At 73.8% G+C, this 16,890-nt stretch carries 20 protein-coding genes; 14 read left to right on the top strand and 6 right to left on the bottom strand.

The window, feature by feature from the left end:
- Positions 1–65: 65 nt before the first annotated feature.
- A complete protein-coding gene (gene mca / locus IEY75_RS02145) occupies positions 66–932 on the bottom strand; it encodes a mycothiol conjugate amidase Mca (RefSeq protein WP_189112424.1) in 867 nt (288 codons plus the stop codon).
- Positions 933–1,092: 160 nt separating this feature from the next.
- Here mca and IEY75_RS02140 point away from each other — a divergent pair, with 160 nt between their 5' ends.
- Both IEY75_RS02140 and greA read left to right on the top strand, forming a co-directional pair.
- Positions 1,093–1,515: a DUF4307 domain-containing protein gene (locus tag IEY75_RS02140; protein ID WP_189112423.1), complete on the top strand. Its 423-nt coding sequence runs from the start codon at positions 1,093–1,095 to the stop codon at positions 1,513–1,515.
- A gap of 171 nt (positions 1,516–1,686) precedes the next feature.
- Positions 1,687–2,178 (top strand): transcription elongation factor GreA, encoded by a 492-nt coding sequence (gene greA / locus IEY75_RS02135; protein WP_189112422.1) that lies wholly within the window; start codon positions 1,687–1,689, stop codon positions 2,176–2,178.
- A 96-nt stretch (positions 2,179–2,274) separates the two neighbouring features.
- Here the strand turns inward: greA and ilvA are convergent, their stop codons facing one another.
- The 3 genes from ilvA to IEY75_RS02120 all read right to left on the bottom strand — a co-directional run bounded on the left by ilvA (position 2,275) and on the right by IEY75_RS02120 (position 6,151).
- Positions 2,275–3,504 (bottom strand): threonine ammonia-lyase, encoded by a 1,230-nt coding sequence (gene ilvA, locus IEY75_RS02130; protein ID WP_189112421.1) that lies wholly within the window; start codon positions 3,502–3,504, stop codon positions 2,275–2,277.
- Positions 3,505–3,583: 79 nt separating this feature from the next.
- Positions 3,584–4,972, bottom strand: coding sequence for an amidase (locus IEY75_RS02125; RefSeq protein WP_189112420.1), 1,389 nt, complete (start codon positions 4,970–4,972; stop codon positions 3,584–3,586).
- Between the two features lie 42 nt (positions 4,973–5,014).
- On the bottom strand, positions 5,015–6,151 hold the full coding sequence (locus IEY75_RS02120; protein ID WP_189112419.1) for a cystathionine gamma-synthase: 1,137 nt from the start codon (positions 6,149–6,151) through the stop codon (positions 5,015–5,017).
- A 102-nt stretch (positions 6,152–6,253) separates the two neighbouring features.
- Between IEY75_RS02120 and IEY75_RS02115 the strand changes: the two genes are divergently transcribed.
- Positions 6,254–6,667 carry an HIT family protein gene (locus IEY75_RS02115; protein ID WP_189112418.1) on the top strand — a complete coding sequence of 138 codons (414 nt, stop codon included), beginning with the start codon at positions 6,254–6,256 and terminating at the stop codon, positions 6,665–6,667.
- A gap of 37 nt (positions 6,668–6,704) precedes the next feature.
- On the opposite strand, the gene IEY75_RS02110 is transcribed toward IEY75_RS02115, so the two are convergent.
- Together IEY75_RS02110 and IEY75_RS02105 are read right to left on the bottom strand one after the other, a co-directional pair.
- Positions 6,705–7,949, bottom strand: coding sequence for an MFS transporter (locus IEY75_RS02110; RefSeq protein WP_229789272.1), 1,245 nt, complete (start codon positions 7,947–7,949; stop codon positions 6,705–6,707).
- On the bottom strand, positions 7,946–8,545 hold the full coding sequence (locus IEY75_RS02105; RefSeq protein ID WP_189112417.1) for an ArsR/SmtB family transcription factor: 600 nt from the start codon (positions 8,543–8,545) through the stop codon (positions 7,946–7,948). Before IEY75_RS02105 ends, IEY75_RS02110 begins: the two co-directional genes overlap by 4 nt.
- Positions 8,546–8,682: 137 nt before the next feature.
- Here IEY75_RS02105 and msrA point away from each other — a divergent pair, with 137 nt between their 5' ends.
- The 11 genes from msrA to IEY75_RS02050 all read left to right on the top strand — a co-directional run bounded on the left by msrA (position 8,683) and on the right by IEY75_RS02050 (position 16,838).
- Positions 8,683–9,294: a peptide-methionine (S)-S-oxide reductase MsrA gene (gene msrA / locus IEY75_RS02100; RefSeq protein ID WP_189112416.1), complete on the top strand. Its 612-nt coding sequence runs from the start codon at positions 8,683–8,685 to the stop codon at positions 9,292–9,294.
- A 143-nt stretch (positions 9,295–9,437) separates the two neighbouring features.
- Complete coding sequence (locus tag IEY75_RS02095) at positions 9,438–10,046, top strand: DUF4360 domain-containing protein (RefSeq protein WP_189112415.1); 609 nt, start codon at positions 9,438–9,440, stop codon at positions 10,044–10,046.
- Between the two features lie 92 nt (positions 10,047–10,138).
- Positions 10,139–10,771: a DUF4360 domain-containing protein gene (locus IEY75_RS02090; protein ID WP_189112414.1), complete on the top strand. Its 633-nt coding sequence runs from the start codon at positions 10,139–10,141 to the stop codon at positions 10,769–10,771.
- Entirely contained in the window at positions 10,765–11,430 is a 666-nt protein-coding gene (locus tag IEY75_RS02085; protein WP_189112413.1) for a hypothetical protein, read from the top strand. Before IEY75_RS02090 ends, IEY75_RS02085 begins: the two co-directional genes overlap by 7 nt.
- 3 nt (positions 11,431–11,433) lie before the next feature.
- On the top strand, positions 11,434–12,153 hold the full coding sequence (locus IEY75_RS02080) for a DUF4360 domain-containing protein (protein WP_189112412.1): 720 nt from the start codon (positions 11,434–11,436) through the stop codon (positions 12,151–12,153).
- The gene (locus IEY75_RS02075; protein WP_189112411.1) at positions 12,154–12,774 is read left to right on the top strand and encodes a DUF4360 domain-containing protein; all 621 of its coding nucleotides are present in this window, start codon (positions 12,154–12,156) and stop codon (positions 12,772–12,774) included.
- 65 nt (positions 12,775–12,839) lie between these two features.
- Positions 12,840–13,415, top strand: coding sequence for a DUF4360 domain-containing protein (locus IEY75_RS02070; RefSeq protein ID WP_189112410.1), 576 nt, complete (start codon positions 12,840–12,842; stop codon positions 13,413–13,415).
- A gap of 10 nt (positions 13,416–13,425) precedes the next feature.
- Entirely contained in the window at positions 13,426–14,031 is a 606-nt protein-coding gene (locus tag IEY75_RS02065; protein ID WP_189112409.1) for a DUF4360 domain-containing protein, read from the top strand.
- A gap of 106 nt (positions 14,032–14,137) precedes the next feature.
- Positions 14,138–14,962, top strand: coding sequence for a calcium-binding protein (locus tag IEY75_RS21385; protein WP_189112408.1), 825 nt, complete (start codon positions 14,138–14,140; stop codon positions 14,960–14,962).
- A gap of 139 nt (positions 14,963–15,101) precedes the next feature.
- Positions 15,102–15,608 carry a GNAT family N-acetyltransferase gene (locus tag IEY75_RS02055; RefSeq protein WP_189112407.1) on the top strand — a complete coding sequence of 169 codons (507 nt, stop codon included), beginning with the start codon at positions 15,102–15,104 and terminating at the stop codon, positions 15,606–15,608.
- Positions 15,609–15,617: 9 nt separating this feature from the next.
- Positions 15,618–16,838, top strand: a complete 1,221-nt coding sequence (locus IEY75_RS02050; RefSeq protein WP_189112406.1) for a DNA glycosylase AlkZ-like family protein — start codon at positions 15,618–15,620, stop codon at positions 16,836–16,838.
- The last annotated feature ends 52 nt before the right edge of the window (positions 16,839–16,890 follow it).

Raw genomic sequence — 16,890 nt, 5'->3', positions numbered from 1 at the left:
TTCCTTCCGCCCCACCGTACGCCGACACCCCCGCGCGGCGGGCGCAGGGGCGTCGGGGCGGGCGCTCAGCGCAGGCCGGCGAACAGGTCGTCCTCCGGCAGCGGACTGTCGATCCGGGTGAGGGCCAGCTCGTAGTCCTCGGTCGCCCAGTAGCGGCGCTGCACCTCCATCGGCGCCCGGAACCACATGCCGTCCGGGTCGACCTGGGTGGCGTGGGCGCGCAGCGCGTCGTCGCGCACCTCGAAGTACTTGCCGCACTCGACCCGGGTGGTGATGCGGTGGCCCTTGTCCCGTTCGGGGGTCAGCCACTTCTCCAGCATCTCGCCGTACGGCGACTCCAGCCCCTCGGCGATCATGCCCTCGTGCAGGGCGGTGATCTTCACGCGGGTGAAGGTGTGGTGGTAGTACAGCTTCGACGGCTGCCAGACCGGCCCGGCCTCCGGGAACTGCTCCGGGTCGCCCGCCGCCTCGAACGCCACGTAGCTGATCTTGTGGGTCATGATGTGGTCCGGGTGCGGGTAGCCGCCCTCCTCGTCGTAGGTGAGGATGACGTGCGGCCGCTCGCGGCGGATCAGCTCGACCAGCCGGCCCGCGGCGGCCTGGGTGTCCACCAGCGCGAAGCAGCCGTCGGGCAGCGGCGGCAGCGGGTCGCCCTCGGGCAGGCCGGAGTCGACGAAGCCGAGCCACTCCTGCCGCACCCCGAGGATGTCGCGCGCGCGGTCCATCTCCGCGCGGCGGATCTCGGTGATGTTCGCGCGCACCTCGGGGGTGTCCAGCTTGGCGTTCAGGACGCTCCCGCGCTCCCCGCCGGTGCAGGTCACGACGAGGACGTCGACCCCTTCCTGGACATAGCGCGCCATGGTGGCGGCGCCCTTGCTGGATTCGTCGTCCGGGTGCGCGTGCACCGCCATCAGCCGTAGTCGCTCGGCCACCGGCTCTCCTTCGTCGCTGATCGTCTTCGGTGCCATCATGGTCGTCGGACCGGATCCGGGGACCCGCTTTCCGGCGGCTGGCCGCCGACCGGCAGGATCGGCCCCGATCCGTCCCGTACTCCGATCCGTCCCGTTTCCGATGCCGCGGAGGATAACCACGGTGACCGACACCACCGGCTCCAACGCCCCGCCCGCCCCGGTATTCCCACCCGGGCGGTACGGCCGCCGACGTGAGGCGCGCCACGTCCGCCGGTCGCCGTGGGTGGCCGCGGGGCTCGCCTGCGTGGTCGCGGCCGGGGTGGCGCTGGCGGTGCGGGGCTACCGGGAGTTCGGCGACCCGGCGTTCACCCCGCAGGTGATCTCGTACACCGACGCCACGGACACCAGCATCACCATCCACTACCGGGTCCACCTGCGCTCCGGTGCCGGGGCGGTCTGCGCGGTGCGCGCGCGGTCCCGCGACGGTACGGTCGTCGGGCGCGCCGACGCCGCGGTACCGGCCGGGGCGCCTGTGCAGCGGTACGTGCTGCGCACGACGGGGCGCCCGTTCGTCGGCGAAGTGCTCCGCTGCCGACCGGCGTGAATCGAAACCCGCTGGTAGACTCGGGGATTCTACGCCGTTAGTCCGAATTCCGTCGCCGGACACGTCGCATGACGCTTCCGGTCCGGCGACACACCCGGCCCGCGTGGACAGCCCGACCCCCGAGTCCCTGCCCGCCGATCAGAGGCTGCCCGCCGATCAGAGGAGACGTCCGTGACCAAGCCCGACAATGCTGCCTGGCTCTCGCAGGACGCCTACGACCGCCTCCAGGCCGAGCTGGACGAGCTCATCGCCAACCGGCCGGCCATCGCCGCGGAGATCAACGCCCGCCGCGAGGAGGGCGACCTGCGCGAGAACGGCGGGTACCACGCCGCGCGCGAGGAGCAGGGCAAGCAGGAGGGCCAGATCCGGTACCTCCAGGAGCTGCTGCGCACGGCCAGGGTCGGCGAGGTGCCGTCCGCCGACGCGGTCGGCCCGGGCATGTTGGTCACCATCCACTTCGACGAGGACAAGTCCGACACCGAGACGTTCGTCCTGGGGTCCCGCGAGATCAGCTCGTCCACGGAGCACACCGTCTACAGCCCGGAGTCCGCGCTCGGCCAGGCGATCGTCGGCGCCACCAAGGGCCAGACCGTGTCGTACACCGCGCCCAGCGGCGCCGCCGTCGCGGTGACCGTCCTGGAGTTCGCGCCCTTCAGCGGCTGAGCCCGGGGCCGCGCCGCGGCCCAGCTCCCGGCCGCCTCGCCGGCTGAGCTTCCGGTCCACCCGCCTCGGCGGCTCAGCTCACGGTCCCCCCGCGGCTCAGCTCGCGGTCGCCTCGGTGTGCGGCGTGACGTCGTAGCCGGCGGCGCGCAGCAGCGCGATCAGCTCCGCCGAGTGCTCGGCCCCGCGGGTCTCCACCGACAGCACCACCTCGACCTCGCCGAAGGACAGGCGCGGGTCGTGCCGGCGGTGCTCGATGTCGGCGACGTTGGCCCGGGTGCCGCAGACCAGGCCCAGCATCGAGGCGAGCTGGCCCGGCCGGTCGGCGCAGCGGATCGTGATCCGCAGGTACCGGCCCGCGGCCGTGAGGCCGTGCTCGATCAGCTTCACCATGAGCAGCGGGTCGATGTTGCCGCCGGACAGGACCGCCACGGTCGGGGAGTCCACGCGCACCCGGCCGGTCAGCAGTGCCGCCGCGGCGGCCGCGCCGGCCGGCTCCGCGGCCAGCTTCGCCCGCTCCAGCAGCATCAGCAGCGCGCGGGAGATGTCCTCGTCGCTGACCGTCACGATGTCGTCGACCAGTTCGTCGACGTGCGCGTACGTCAGCCGGCCCGGCTGGCCGACGGCGATGCCGTCGGCGATCGTGTGGATGCCGGGCAGCCGCACGGGGGCGCCCGCCTTCAGCGAGGGCGGGAACGCCGCCGCCCCTTCGGCCTGGACGCCGATCACCGTGATGTCCGGCCGCAGCGCCTTGGCCGCCACCGCGACCCCGGAGACCAGCCCGCCGCCGCCGACGGAGGTGACGATCGTCCGGACCTCGGGCCGGGCGGCCAGGATCTCCAGGGCGACCGTGCCCTGGCCGGCGATCACGTCCCGGTGGTCGAAGGGGTGGATGAAGACCGCGCCGCGGCGGGCGGCGAACGACACCGCGGCGGCCAGCGCGTCGTCCACCGTGTCGCCGACCAGCTCCACCCGCGCGCCGTACGCCCGGGTGGCCGCGACCTTCGGCAGCGGCGCGCCCGTCGGCATGAACACCGTCGCCGTGGTACCCAGCAGGCCCGCGGCCAGCGCCACCCCCTGGGCGTGGTTGCCGGCGCTCGCCGCGACCACGCCGCGCTCCCGCTCGGCCGCGCTGAGCCCGGCGATCCGGTTGTACGCCCCGCGCACCTTGTAGGAGCCGGCGCGCTGCAGGTTCTCGCACTTGAGCCAGACTGGGCCGCCGACGGCCTCGGACAGCGGCGAGCTGTGCTCCAGCGGCGTGTCGCGCACCACGCCGACGAGCAACTTCGCCGCGGCCTCGACCTCCGCGAGCGTGACCAGATCTGACATGCGCCGAATCTTGCCACGACACGCCCGGTTGGCCCACCGGACGCCCGGCGCGCCCGCCGTGGGCCGAACGGCGGCGCGGTCAGGGGCCGGCCAGGCGGGCGTCCGTCCGCGGGAAGGTCGGGGCGTGCCGCCGCCAGGGCCGCAGCAGCTCCAACTGGCCGGCGACGGCGAGCAGGGTGCGCTCGCTGCCGGCCGGTCCGACGAGCTGGACGGCGCCCGGAATTCCGTCCGGGCGGATCCCGACGGGGACGCTGAGCGCCGGTAGGCCGGCGACGTTCCAGACCCCGGGGTACGGGGCCAGCCGCGCGCTCGCGGCCACGTTGGCCAGCCAGGACCGCCCGGCCCAGCCGGCGGCCGGGGGCGGGCTGCCGGCCAGCACCGGCGTCAGCAGGATGTCGAACCCGCCGCCGAAGAAGTCGGCGGCCCCGACCCGCCAGCGCCGCTGCGCGTCCTCCCCGGCCAGCCCCCAGCGCTCCAGCACCCCGCCGACGGCCGCGTGCCAGCGGCTGCGCGGCTGGAGGTGGGCGGGCGCGACGCCGAGCGCGGCGACGGCGCGGTGCGCGACGGCGGTCCACAGCGCGCCGGTGCGCAGGCTGCCGGGGTACGGCGGGTCGGCCAGCGCGGTGTCGTGGCCGGCATCGACCAGTGCCCGCGCGGCGTCGGCCAGGGCCGTCCGGTTGCCGGCGTCCGGCCACACCCCGACCGCCGGGGCGCGCATCGACACCGCCACCCGCAGCCGGCCGGGCTGGCGCAGCGGGGTCGGCCGGGCGCCGCTGAGCACGTCCAGCCCGAGGGCCGCGTCGGCGACCGTGGTGGCGAGCACGCCGTGCTCGACCAGGCCGTACCAGGCGTCGTCCTCCCGCGCGGGCAGCACCCCGTGGCCGGGCTTGACGCCCACGACGCCGCAGCAGGCGGCGGGGATCCGCACCGAGCCGAGCCCGTCGTTGCCCTGGGCCAGCGGCACGATCCCCGCGGCCACCGCCGCGGCGGCGCCGCCGGAGGAGCCGCCCGCGGTGCGGTCGGTGCGCCACGGATTGCGGACCGCGGCGTCGTCGGAGTCGGTGACCGCCCACAGCCCCAGCTCCGGCATCCGGGTGGTACCCACGATGACCGCCCCGGCGCCCCGCAGCCGCCGGACCACCTCGTCGTCGGCGTCGGCGACGCCCGCCGCGGCGGCCCGGGAGCCGTTGCCGGTGACCACCCCGGCCACGGCCGTGTTGTCCTTGACCGCCACCGGCACGCCGGCCAGCGGCAGGTTGCCCAGGTCGGGCTGCTGGTCGACCTTCTCCGCCTCCGCGGCGGCCGCGGCGGCCCGGACCACCCGGAACGCCGAGACCACGGAGTCGGCCCGGCCGAGGTGGTCGAGGTGGTCGGCGACGACCCGGGTGGCCGACGCGTCACCCCGCCGCACGGCGCGGGCGATCTCCTTGGCGGTCGCCCCCACCCGGGGTGACCCGAACTCCGCCATGCTGCCCTGCCTGTTCACTCGGGGGACGTCCGGGCGCGTCGGTCAGGAAAGCGCCTCGGCCAGATCGGCGACGAGATCGTCGATGTGCTCGATGCCGACCGACAGTCGCACGAGATCAGCCGGTACTTCAAGAGGCGACCCCGCCGTGCTCAGGTGGGTCATCCGACCGGGGTGCTCGATCAGCGACTCGATCCCGCCCAGGGACTCGGCCAGCAGGAAGACCTTGGTCCGCTCGCAGGCCGCGACCGCCCGCTCCTCGCTGCCGGTGCGGAAGGAGACCATCCCGCCGTACCGCCGCATCTGCTTGCCGGCCAGCTCGTGCCCGGCGTGGCTGGCCAGTCCGGGGTAGATCACCTCGGTGACGGCGGCGTGGCCGGCGAGGAACTCGGCGACCCGCTCGGCGTTGTCGCAGTGCCGGTCCATCCGCACGCCGAGGGTCTTGATCCCGCGCAGCGTCAGCCAGGCGTCGAAGGGGCCGTTGACCGCGCCCATCGCGTTCTGGTGGAACGCCACCTGCTCCCCCAGCTCGGCGTCGCCGAAGACCAGCGCGCCGCCGACGACGTCGGAGTGGCCGCCCAGGTACTTCGTCGTCGAGTGGACGACCACGTCGGCGCCGAGGGCCAGCGGCTGCTGGAGGTACGGCGAGGCGAAGGTGTTGTCCACGACGCACAGCGCCTCGCGCTCGTGGGCGAGCTGCGCCACCGCCCCGATGTCGGCGATGTTCAGCAGCGGGTTGGTCGGCGTCTCCAGCCAGACCACCCGGGTGTGCGCGGTGATGGCCGCGCGGACGGCCCCGACGTCGGTGATGTCGGCGGCGGTCCAGTCCAGTCCCCACTGCTCGCAGACGCGGGCGACCAGCCGGTAGGTGCCGCCGTAGGCGTCGTCGGGGATGACCACGTGGTCGCCGGGCCGGCAGACGCTGCGCAGCAGGGTGTCCTCGGCGGCGAGGCCGCTGGCGAAGGCCAGTGCCCGGGCGCCGCCCTCCAGCGCGGCGAGGCACTCCTGGAGCGCGTCGCGGGTGGGGTTCGCCGACCGGCTGTACTCGTACCCCTGGCGCGGGCGGCCGACGCCGTCCTGCACGTAGGTGGAGGTCTGGAAGATCGGCGGGATCACCGCCCCGGTGCGCGGGTCGGGCGCCTGGCCGGCGTGGATCGCGAGGGTCTCGAAGCCGTACGTCATGCGTCGAGGCTAGTCCCCGGGCCGGCCCGCCGTACACGATGCGGCCGCGGACCCGCCGCGCCGCGCGGCCGCGGGCGGCCGGCAGGGCTAGGGTGCGCGTTCGTGGGTGACTGTGTGTTCTGCGCCGTCGTCGCCGGGGCGGCGCCCGCCGACGTGGTGGCCGACGAGCCGGCCGGCGTGGCGTTCCTGGACGTGCGGCCGGTGTTCCCCGGGCACGTGCTCGTCGTACCCCGGCCGCACCTGGTGGTCCTCACCGACGTGCCGGTCGCCGACCTCGGCCCGTACTTCGCGCTCGTCCAGCGGGTCGCGGCGGCGGTGGAGTCGGGACTCGGCGCGGGCGGCACCTTCGTCGCCATGAACAACCGGGTCTCCCAGTCCGTGCCGCACCTGCACACCCACGTGGTACCCCGGACGAAGGGCGACGGCCTGCGCGGCTTCTTCTGGCCCCGCACCCGCTACCCCGACCCGGACGCCGCCCGCGCCTGCGCCGCACGCATCCGGCACGCCCTGGCCTGAGCCGCCAGAGCCGCCGGACCGGACCGGCGGTCGCGGGTCATCGGTCGATCTCGTCCCAGCCGCGGCCGACCAGCGGGGCGAGGGAGGCCAGGAGGTACGCCACCCCGACCGCCACCAGCACCGGCGTCGTTCCGAACGCGGTGACCGCCACCCCGGCGCCCAGCGCCCCCAGCGGCATCGCCGCCCAGCAGCCGGCCGTGGTCGCGCCGACGACGCGCGCCCGCAGCGCCGGCGGCACCCGCCGCAGCTCCGCCGTCTCCAGGATCGGGTTGATCAGCCCGGCCCCCAGGCCGCAGACCAGGTACACCCCGAGCAGGACCGGCAGCGGCCAGCCGGTGGCCAGCGCCAGCAGCGGCGCCGGTCCGCAGGTCAGGAACGCCGCCACGAGGGTCACCCGCCGGGGCAGCCGGTGCCCGACGGCGGCGAAGGCCAGCGACCCGACCAGCGCGCCGCCGCCCAGCGCGCCGACGAGCAGCCCGAAGGCCGCGGCGCCGCCCAGCCGGTCCTCGGCCACCACGGGCAGCAGCACACTGACCTTGGCGGCGTCGAAGACGTTGGTCACCACCACCATCAGGACGATCGCCCGCAGCAGCGGGTCCCGGGCCACGAACCGCAGCCCCGCGCGGAAGTCCTGCCAGTACCCCTGGCCGGGGGTGTGGTCCGCCTCGGCCGCCGGCCGCAGCGCCCGCGGGACGAGGAGCCCGACGATCAGCGCCGAGACGGCGAAGGTCGCCGCGTCCACGAACAGTGCGTTCACGCCGCCCAGGAGACCGACGAGCAGCCCGGCCAGCGGGGCGCCCACGAGCCGCGCGCCGCGCTCGACCGCGCCCATCAGGGCGACGCCGCGCTCCACCGGGACGCCGGCCAGCGCGGCGGCCTCGGGGACGAGCACCATCCGGGCGCTCTGGCCGGGGCTGTCCAGGACGCCGCTGGCGAAGACCAGCCCCAGCAGCAGCCACAGCGGCAGCGCGCCCGCCAGCGCGCACAGCGGGATGGCCAGCATGGTCGCCCCGGACACCGCGTCGGCGAGGACGCTGGCGCGGCGCGGCCCGATCCGGTCCACCACCACGCCGCCGAGGGCGCCGCCGATCACCATCGGGGCGAAGGCGAAGGCGCCGACCAGGCCGGTGCGGGCGGCCGAGCCGGTCTCGGTCAGGACATAGATCGGCAGCGCGACGAGGGTGACCATGTTGCCGGTGAGCGAGACGGCGCTGGCGGCGACCAGGGCGTACAGCGGCACCCGGCGCCGGGCGGCCGGCGGGGCGGCGACCGCGGCACTCACGGCGCCGTGCTCCCGTCCGCCGCGGGCGACGGGGTCGGCTCCCGCCGGACGGCCTGGTAGATGAACCAGACGGGCTCCGCCCCGGGCCGGCCGGCCGCGCCCCGGGCGTGCCAGCGGGCGGCCGTCGCCTCCAGCTCGGCGCGCAGCTCGGCGGCCTCCTCGACGGTGAGGTGCAGCAGCTCGTCGCCGCCGCCGGTCGCCGCGACCCACTCCGGGGGCAGGTGCCGCTCCTGGTCGAGCGCCCGCTCCAGGCCGCGGGCGTACCCGTGGATGATGCTGCGCCGCAGGGCGGCCATGGCCGCCTCCCCCTCGGGGTCGCCGCGCACGTCGGCCGGCGCGAAGCTGGTCGTCTCGTGCGCGGCCTGCCACCAGCGCTCCCGCCGGTCGCGGGCGTGGCCGGCGGCCTCGGTGACCAGACCGTGAGCGGCCAGGGTGCGCAGGTGGTAGCTGACGGAACCGACGGCCTGGCCGGTCCGGGTGGCGAGCCGGCCGACCGTCGCCGGCCCCCGGGCGCGCAGCTCGCCGAGCAGGCGCAGGCGGGTGGGGTGGGCGAGCGCCCACATGGTCGCGGAGTCGGTGAGTCGGATGTCGCTCATGGGTCGAGGCTAATTCAACAAGAGTTCTTGTGCAATGGCTCTTGTACGATACCGCCAGGGTGAGCGGCGACACTCTCCGACCCGTGCGGATCACGCCCGCGGTCGCGCAGAATGGAGCGCGACGGAGAGGAACGATCATGTTCGGACGCACGCCGCCCCCCAACCGGCAGACCCCCGTGCCCGTCGCCGGCCGCCACCTGGTTCTGGATGCCCCGATGGTGGGTCCGTGGCCCGCCGGGTACGGGGTCGCCGTCTTCGGCATGGGCTGCTTCTGGGGCGCCGAGGAGCTGTTCTGGCAGGTCCCCGGCGTGTACAGCACGGCTGTCGGCTACGCCGGGGGCGACGTGCCGCACCCGACGTACGAGCAGACCTGCACCGGGCGCACCGGGCACGCCGAGGTGGTCCAGGTTGTCCACGACCCCGCCGTCGTCCCGTACGAGGACCTGCTGCGGCTGTTCTGGGAGAACCACGACCCGACCCAGGGCGACCGGCAGGGCAACGACATCGGCTCGCAGTACCGGTCCGCGGTCTTCTGGACGACGGACGCCCAGGCCGCGGCGGCGGCGCGCACCCGGGACCGGTACGCGCCCGCGGTCCGCGCGGCCGGCTGGGGCGAGATCACCACGGAGATCGCGCCCCTGCGCGAGTTCTACTACGCCGAGGACTCCCACCAGCAGTACCTGTCGGCCGCGAAGAACCCGCACGGGTACCGCTGCCACGCCGCGACCGGCGTGGCCTACCCCCGCTGACCCGTCCCAGGTTGACGCACGGGCAGCGCGAAATGTGTCAGATTGCTGACACATTCCAGACGTAGCCAGCTTTTTGCCCCGCCCCCTATCGTTACGGCGGCGATCCACATCGGACGTCCGTGTACCGACCCATGGGGGACAACATGCGCATCACCTCCGCACTCATGTCAGGCGCGCTCGCCGCAGTGGCGGTGACCACCGCCCTCACCGCCGTCCCGGCCGCCGCCCAGGTCGCCGTACCCGGCCCGCCGACGGTCAAGGTGACCGACGTGAAGTTCGGCGGAAACGGCTGCCCCCGCAACGGGACGTCGGTCGTCATGTCCAACTCGAACCAGGCCGTCGACATCATCTTCAGCGACTTCGCGGCCAGCACCTCGGGCGTCCGGTCCAAGGACTGCCAGGTCAACTTCCTGCTGGAGTACCCCGCCGGCTGGAGCTACAGCCTCATCGGCGCGCAGTACCGCGGCTACACCGACGTCGGCGCGGGCTCCAGCGCCCAGATGGTGAACCAGTACTACTTCCAGGGCGACTCCCGGTACTCCGAGCTGAAGAAGACCTACTCCGGGCCGCGCGAGGGCACGTTCCAGGAGAACCACGAGGCCGATGTCACCCACGAGGCGCCCTGCAAGGAGAGGCGCTACCTCGCGACCCGGCACACGCTGGGCACGCAGGGCGCGTCCGCCACGATCAACCTCGACAGCATGAGCGTCGACGTATCGACCAAGGTCCTGCTCAACTGGAAGCCGTGCTGACAGTCATGCCGCCGTGCGCCGCGACCGCCGGAGTGCGGAGGTCGCGGCGCACGACTCATGACGACCCGCGCACCCCAGGACCGGAGTGAACGATGCGCACTGTCACCAGAACGGCGATCGTCCTGCTCGGCGCCAGCGCCGCGCTAGCCGGGGCCACCAGCTCCTCGGCCGCGACGCGCGCCCCGCGGGCCGACGAGATCGAGATCGATCTGGTCAACTTCGCGGGCAACGGCTGCAACCGCGGCAACACCACCGACTTCACCTCACCGGACAAGAAGGTCGTCAGCCTCCTCTTCGACGACTTCAAGGCGTACGCGCCCGCGGTCCCGGGGGAGCCGAACCACCGCTCGCGGGACTGCAAAATCATCTTCCGGGTCACCTACCCGAAAGGTCTCACCTTCGCCGTCGTCGACAGCATCTACCGCGGCTACCTCAACATGGAGCCGCAGAGCAGCGCGATGTTCAAGGCGACCTACCGCTTCACCGGCGAGCAGGACCACTCCTTCGTCGAGGAGACGTACAAGGGACCGCTCCTTGACCCTTTCCAGGTGGACAAACGCGTCGGTCGGGTGGTCTTTGCGCCGTGCGGCGGCCGGCAGACATTCGTGATCGACCAGGCGCTGCACATCACCCCGGGCCCCGCCCGCGAGCGCGGCGAGATATCGATGGTCTCCCAGGACCACCAGGCGAGCACGAAGTACCACCTGGAGTGGAAGACATGCTGAGCCTGCCAGGGACCGCGCGGCGCGCGGGCGGCGTCGGCACCAGCGCGGTGGCCCTGGCCGCCGCGCTGGGCGTTCTCGCCGCGGTTGCCGGCCCCGCCGCCGCGGCGCGGGCCGGCGACGGACTACGGTTCGGCACGGCGACCGTGGTGGGGGCGGACTGTACGCGCAACGGACCCCCGGCACCGGTCTACGACGTACCGAACAAGCGGTTCTCGGTGACGTTCAGCGGGTTCGAGGCGATCGCCGAGCGCCGGGGTGACATCGTCAACGCGGCGTGCGAGGTCATGGTGCCGGTGTTCCTCGCTCCCGGGTTCCGCCTGAAGGTCACCGACACCATCTTCGCGGGCAAGACCACGATGGGCCGCCTGGACACCGCCCACCTTCTCGGCGAGGTCCGCTTCCACGGCCTCTCGCGGGCGCCGGTGTACCGCGTGGACAAGAAGTTCGTCGACCACGCAGGGATCCTGAAGACCTTCGCCGAGAAAGGCGACGTCCAGACCGACTACAACACCTGCAAGGAGACCCAGGTCGTCGTCTCGATCCACACCCAGATCCAGAGCGAGAACTACGAGGGCGACGAGACCGCCATCCACCTCGACAGCATCGAGCACACCCTGCGCGGGGCGATCAACCTCGACCTCATGACGGAACGGTGCTGATCCGTGGGGATCAGACGGGCGCGAGCCCGGCGTCTGTGGTCAGCGCTGCTGATCGCCGCCGCGGTGGCCGCTAGCGCGCTGCCGGAGGCGGCCGCGGGCGCACCGCCCGCCCTCATCGGGACGGCCGCCCGGCCGACCAACGAGCGACCTGTCACCCTCGGGGCACCCCGGGTCTGGGGGGCCGACTGCACCGGGCGGACCCCCGAGGGCAAGGACCGCTCGGTCAGCGTGGTCCTGGAGGAGCCCAGGCAACTGCTCGCCATCGGCTTCGTGGGCTTCGAGGCCCTTTCCCGGACACCGGACGACTTCGTCACCGCCAGTTGCAACATCGATGTCCCGCTCCGCATCGCGCCCGGACACGACCTGGAGATCAGCAAGAGCTATCTGGTGGGCACTGCGCACCTGTGGGACGGCGACCAGGCCGTCGCGCTGGGGACGGTCAAGTATCTCGGTTTCCGGAACCCGGTGAAGATGGAGGCACGCAAAGTCCTGAACGGACCGCTGGACCTCAGCCGCTGGGACGTGGACGGAACCCTGAGGGACACGCTCCTCCCGTGCGCCCAGCGGGACCAGAGCCTGGTGATGCAGGTATCCATCGACCTACAGCTCACCCGCGGGGCCGGCACGAGGCCCAGTAGGGTCCGGATGGACAACTTCGTCAATGACGTGCAGGGCGCGACCCGGATCCAGATGATCGCCGAACCGTGTGGAGGTCGAAAGTAGATGGCAGGAGTGCGCTCCCTGGCGGCGCTGGCGGGCGTCGCGGTCGCGTTGGCGGGATCCCCGGCATCCGCCGGCCCCGTCCGCGCCGACCGGACCGGCATCACCCCCGCGCCCGCCGGCCCGGTCACGTTCCGGGTCCACGGTCTCAGTAACGACTGCGAGCAGGGTACGACCCACACGTCGAGCATGGGCGGCAGGAGGCTGGATTTCGACTTCACCACGATGACGTCGAAGACCGGTGACGGCGGGGCCGCGTGCACCGTGATCCTCCAGCTCCAGAATCGGCCGGACAAGATGAGGTTCGCGGTCGACCGGTTCGCCCTGGAGGGCACGACCAGGTTGGAGCGTGGCGACACGGCCACGGTGATGAGTGCGTACTTCTTCCAGTGGGGCGGAATGGCGCCGGTCGTGAAGACGACCTTCCACGGCAAGCGCCACGGGGACTGGACCGCGCGGCCCCGGTTCGGCACGGAGACCTCCTGGTCCAGGTGCGAGGCGACAGACGACAAGCTGTATCTGACCCTGACGGTGAACGCGGCGGACGACAACACCGCCCTCTCCTCCGTCGACATCGACGAACTTCGGTTCGACACCGGCGACCTGAACTGGACAGCCTGCTGAAGGGGTGGAATCGACCCGTGACGATACGCATACCTGGCGCCGCCCGCCGATCGGCCCATGCGTTGATGGCTCTTCCCGTACTGCTGATCGGGGCAGCCCCGGCCACGGCCGCCGGTGATCTGTCCGTCGGCCTCTCCGGCATGGCCGGATCGGGGTGCGGCAAGGACGACACCCGGGTGGTCATCTCACCGGACGGGCGCGAGGTCACCACGTTGTTCGACCGGCTGCGCGCCAGTCGCACACCGACATCCGACGCCGAACGCACGCGCGACTGCAAGCTGGCCTTGAAGGTCAGCTACCCGAAAGGCAACCGCCTCGCCGTCCGCGGGGGCCATTACCGCGGTTGGCACGCGTTGGGTCCGGGCGCCGTCGCCACGGTCAAGTTCAGTTTCCGATTCAGCGGTGACACCGAATTCACGGTCGCGGAGCGCACGATCAGCGGGCCCGACGACGGCCTGTGGGAGGTCGCCGACTCCACCGGGCGCCCCCTGCTGTCGCCGTGCGGCGGGGACGGGGCCACGCTGATGGTCGACCAGGCGCTGCATCTCGGCGGCAAGAACATCCAGCCATCCGACATCGCGATAACGGCCGAGGACCGGCTGTACCTCTCGCTGCAACCGTGCGCGGACAGCGACGGCTGAAGGAGGAGAAATGCTACTCAGGACCACGGTGGTCTCCGTTCTCGGCGCCTCGATCCTGACACCGGGAGCGGCCCACGCCGCACCGGTCGCTCCGGGCGGCCCGATCGCGTTCGCGGTACTGGCGCACGGCGGCAACGGCTGCCCTAAAGGATCCCTGAGCACCTCCACCGCGGACGACGGTGCGGTGCTGACCGCCGGCTTCACGAAACTGCGCGCGTCGGTCGCGGATCGTCGGACGGCAGACTGCCAGCTCGCACTCGAAGTGACCCACCCCGCCGGATGGACCTACGGCCTGCGCCGCGCAAGGGTCGAGGGCATCGCGGACGTGGACCAGGTCGGCGGCGGAAAAATCACCCTCCAGGCGTCACACCAGGGAGCCGGAACCGCGTCCCGGCTGTCGAGCGACGTGAAGAACACCATCGGCGCGTGGCGCGTCACCGACGAGTTCCCCAACGTCGTGTACGCGGAATGCGGCGCGGCCCGCGCTCTCCAGCTCAGGGTGACCCTCGCCGCGAGCAGCGGTGCCAGCGGCGGAGAGCCGACGCCCGTGGCCTATCTCGCCGCGGGTACGGCCACGGTGTCGGCCGCCGACCTTGTATGGAAGAAGTGTGACTGAAGCGGTAACGACCTCCCACCAAAAGGTGGATTTAGCCTAGTTTGATTGCTTTTGGTATGCCTGGTTGGCTGGGACCCACCACGTTCCCCGCCCGTCAGGAGCCTCCATGCGCCTCGCCCCCGTCACCGCCGTCGTCGTTGTCGGCGCCGCCGTGACCCTCACGCCCGTCGCCATGGCCGACGCCGCCGCCAACCAGGTACCGACGGTGACCCTCACGGGGGCGAGCTGCCGGCCCGACCGCCAGTCGGTCCTGATGCGGTTCGACGACGACCGCACCCACGGCTACGCCGTCCGTGCCCACATCTACCGCAACAGCGACCCGGCGCTGGTCACCGCGCAGATCATCGCCGCGCCGGCCTGGGAGCCGCGCGGCCGGTCGCTGGAGCTGCGCCCGGCCGCCGGGGCACGGGGCGTCGCCAAGCTGCTGATCCGGCTGACCGACGAGGACGGCGGGTCGACGTTCTTCCCGGTCAACTACCGCGTCGGGTACACCGGGATGACCGGCGACGCCGACACCGACGTCATCGTCGGCAACGCCAGCGCGAACACACTGCGCGGCCTGGGCGGCGCCGACGTCCTGTGCGGCCTCGGCGGCCACGACCAGATCCAGGGCGGGGAGGGCAATGACCTGGCGTACGGCGGCGACGGGCACGACAGCGTCGACGGCGGTACCGGCAACGACATCGTCTCCGGCGACCGCGACTCCGACCGGGTGATCGGCGGCGACGGTGACGACCGGCTGTTCGGCGGTACGGGCGGGGTGGAGAACGACATCGAGATGGGCGGCCCCGGCCGGGACACGATCGTGGATCCGGCCGGCGAGGACAGCGTCACCGGCGGCCCGGACCCGGACACGTTCGTGGTGTCCCGGCAGGCGCGGGTGGTCGACGGCGCCGCCGAGGACACGGTCGCGGTGATCCCGGTCCCGTAGTCCCTGAGCGCCCGCCCCGCCGGCCGGCTGCGACCGGGCGGCGGGGCGGGGCCAGGACTGGGTCACGGGACGGGGCCGGTCGTCGCGGGAGCGGGTGAAACCGGTTGCCGTCCCCGCGCCGGCCCGGTGGGATGGCCCGATGGAGATCCGTGAGGCCACCGCCGACGACTGGTCGCGCATCTGGCCGGTGCTGCGCGACATCGTGGCCGACGGCGAGTCGTACGCATTCCCCGCGGACGCGCCGGCCTGCGCGGCGATCTGGTACGAGGCGCCGCCCGGGCGCACCGTCGTCGCCGTCGACCGCGGCGGGGCGCTGCTGGGCTCGGCGAAGATGGGGCCGAACCGGCCCGGCCGCGGCGCGCACGTCGCCACCGCGAGTTTCCTGGTCGACCCCGCGGCCCGCGGCCGGGGGTGCGGTCGGGCGCTCGGCGAGTACGCGCTGGACTGGGCCCGCGCGGCCGGCTACCGCGGTATGCAGTTCAACGCGGTGGTCGAGACGAACACCGGCGCCGTGGCGCTGTGGCGGCGGCTGGGCTTCGCGGTGATCGGGACGGTGCCGGAGGCGTTCGACTCCCGCCGGTACGGCCTGGTGGGCCTGCACGTGATGTACCGCCGACTCGGGCCGGACGTCCCACCGCGGCCGTAGGCTGCGGCCATGGGCGCCTCCACGCCGGGCCGCGACCCGGACAAGACCACCCGCCGACCTGCCCCCCAGCCGACCACGCGCCGGCCGGCCGCCGGCCGGGCCGGCGGTGGCGCGACGCCGACGGTCACCCGGGCGCAGGTGCTGGCGTACCGCTGGCGGCGCCAGCAGCTCGCCGCCGACACCGCCGCCGCCGACCCGGACCTGCTCGACTTCGGGATCCAGGACACCGGGCCCGACGGCGCCGGCTGGGCCGTCCACCTGCGCGGCGGGACGGCGCCCGACGCCGCCGCGCACTTCCTGGCCTGGACGCTGCGCGGCGCCCCGCACCTGTACCGCCGCGCGGACGCCGCCGCCGTCACCACCGCCACCGCGCCGCTGTCGGAGCTGGACGCCGGCAAGCGCATCTTCGACGCGAACAGGGCGCTCAAAGCGGCGGGCATCCCCGCGCTGGAGGCCCTGGCCCGGGTCGCCGAGGCGGCGCGGGCGGTCGTCACGGCCGGTACGCCGAAGGGCCGGCTGTCGGCGACGCTGACCGACCGGCTGCCCGAGCCGTACCTGCGCGACTGCCGGCCCTGCCAGGCCGTGCACCCGGACGAGATGCTGTTCCGACTGGCCATGCTGCCGGCCGCGCTGGAGTTGACGGCCGACACCTCGCCGCCGGTCCTGCGGCGGATCCCGAAGCTGCGCGCCCGGCTGCTGGCCACCCTGGGCGACCAGGCGGCGCCGCGGGTCGACGTCATCCGCAACTACCTGCGCTTCTACGGGCCGGCGACGGCCAGGGAGGCGGCCGCCTTCACCGACTCCCCCGTCCGGGAGGTGCAGCGCTGCTGGCCGGCCGACGCCGTGGCGGTCCGCGTGCGCGACGATCCCCGCGCGGCGCTGTACGCCCTGGCCGGCGATCTGCCCGACCTGCTGGCGGCGGCGCCGACCCGCGGCGAGCTGCGCCTGGCCGGACCGTACGACGCGTTCCTCCAGGGCCGGGACCGCGACCTGCTCGTCCCCGACGGCAGCCGGCACCGGACGCTGTGGGCGGTGATCGGCCGGCCGGGCGGGATCCTGCTCGACGGCGAGGTGGCCGGCACGTGGCGGCCGCGGACCACCGGGCGGCGGCTGGCGCTGGCGGTCGACTGGTGGCGGCCGGCCACGCCGACGCTGCGCACCCTGCTGGCGGCCGAGGGCGAGCGGCTGGCGGCGTACCGCGGCGTGAGCTTCGCGGGCGCCGCGGGGTAGGGCGCCGGGGTGGGGTTCTGGCCGGGCGGGAGCGCACGCTGCGGAGTTTGCG

Origin of the sequence: Pilimelia terevasa, from assembly GCF_014647915.1 — a bacterium.
GTDB classification, from domain to species: Bacteria; Actinomycetota; Actinomycetes; order Mycobacteriales; family Micromonosporaceae; genus Pilimelia; species Pilimelia terevasa.
This window is presented reverse-complemented; position numbering and strand designations above follow the sequence as displayed.

Bases quoted from the DNA above. Each gene is read 5' to 3' on its own strand.
- ilvA (WP_189112421.1), bottom strand. From the start codon at position 3,504: ATGTCAGATCTGGTCACGCTCGCGGAGGTCGAGGCCGCGGCGAAGTTG.
- IEY75_RS02125 (WP_189112420.1), bottom strand. From the start codon at position 4,972: ATGGCGGAGTTCGGGTCACCCCGGGTGGGGGCGACCGCCAAGGAGATC.
- IEY75_RS02120 (WP_189112419.1), bottom strand. From the start codon at position 6,151: ATGACGTACGGCTTCGAGACCCTCGCGATCCACGCCGGCCAGGCGCCC.
- IEY75_RS02105 (WP_189112417.1), bottom strand. From the start codon at position 8,545: ATGAGCGACATCCGACTCACCGACTCCGCGACCATGTGGGCGCTCGCC.
- msrA (WP_189112416.1), top strand. From the start codon at position 8,683: ATGTTCGGACGCACGCCGCCCCCCAACCGGCAGACCCCCGTGCCCGTC.
- IEY75_RS02095 (WP_189112415.1), top strand. From the start codon at position 9,438: ATGCGCATCACCTCCGCACTCATGTCAGGCGCGCTCGCCGCAGTGGCG.
- IEY75_RS02090 (WP_189112414.1), top strand. From the start codon at position 10,139: ATGCGCACTGTCACCAGAACGGCGATCGTCCTGCTCGGCGCCAGCGCC.
- IEY75_RS02085 (WP_189112413.1), top strand. From the start codon at position 10,765: ATGCTGAGCCTGCCAGGGACCGCGCGGCGCGCGGGCGGCGTCGGCACC.
- IEY75_RS02075 (WP_189112411.1), top strand. From the start codon at position 12,154: ATGGCAGGAGTGCGCTCCCTGGCGGCGCTGGCGGGCGTCGCGGTCGCG.
- IEY75_RS02070 (WP_189112410.1), top strand. From the start codon at position 12,840: ATGGCTCTTCCCGTACTGCTGATCGGGGCAGCCCCGGCCACGGCCGCC.
- IEY75_RS02065 (WP_189112409.1), top strand. From the start codon at position 13,426: ATGCTACTCAGGACCACGGTGGTCTCCGTTCTCGGCGCCTCGATCCTG.
- IEY75_RS21385 (WP_189112408.1), top strand. From the start codon at position 14,138: ATGCGCCTCGCCCCCGTCACCGCCGTCGTCGTTGTCGGCGCCGCCGTG.
- IEY75_RS02055 (WP_189112407.1), top strand. From the start codon at position 15,102: ATGGAGATCCGTGAGGCCACCGCCGACGACTGGTCGCGCATCTGGCCG.
- IEY75_RS02050 (WP_189112406.1), top strand. From the start codon at position 15,618: ATGGGCGCCTCCACGCCGGGCCGCGACCCGGACAAGACCACCCGCCGA.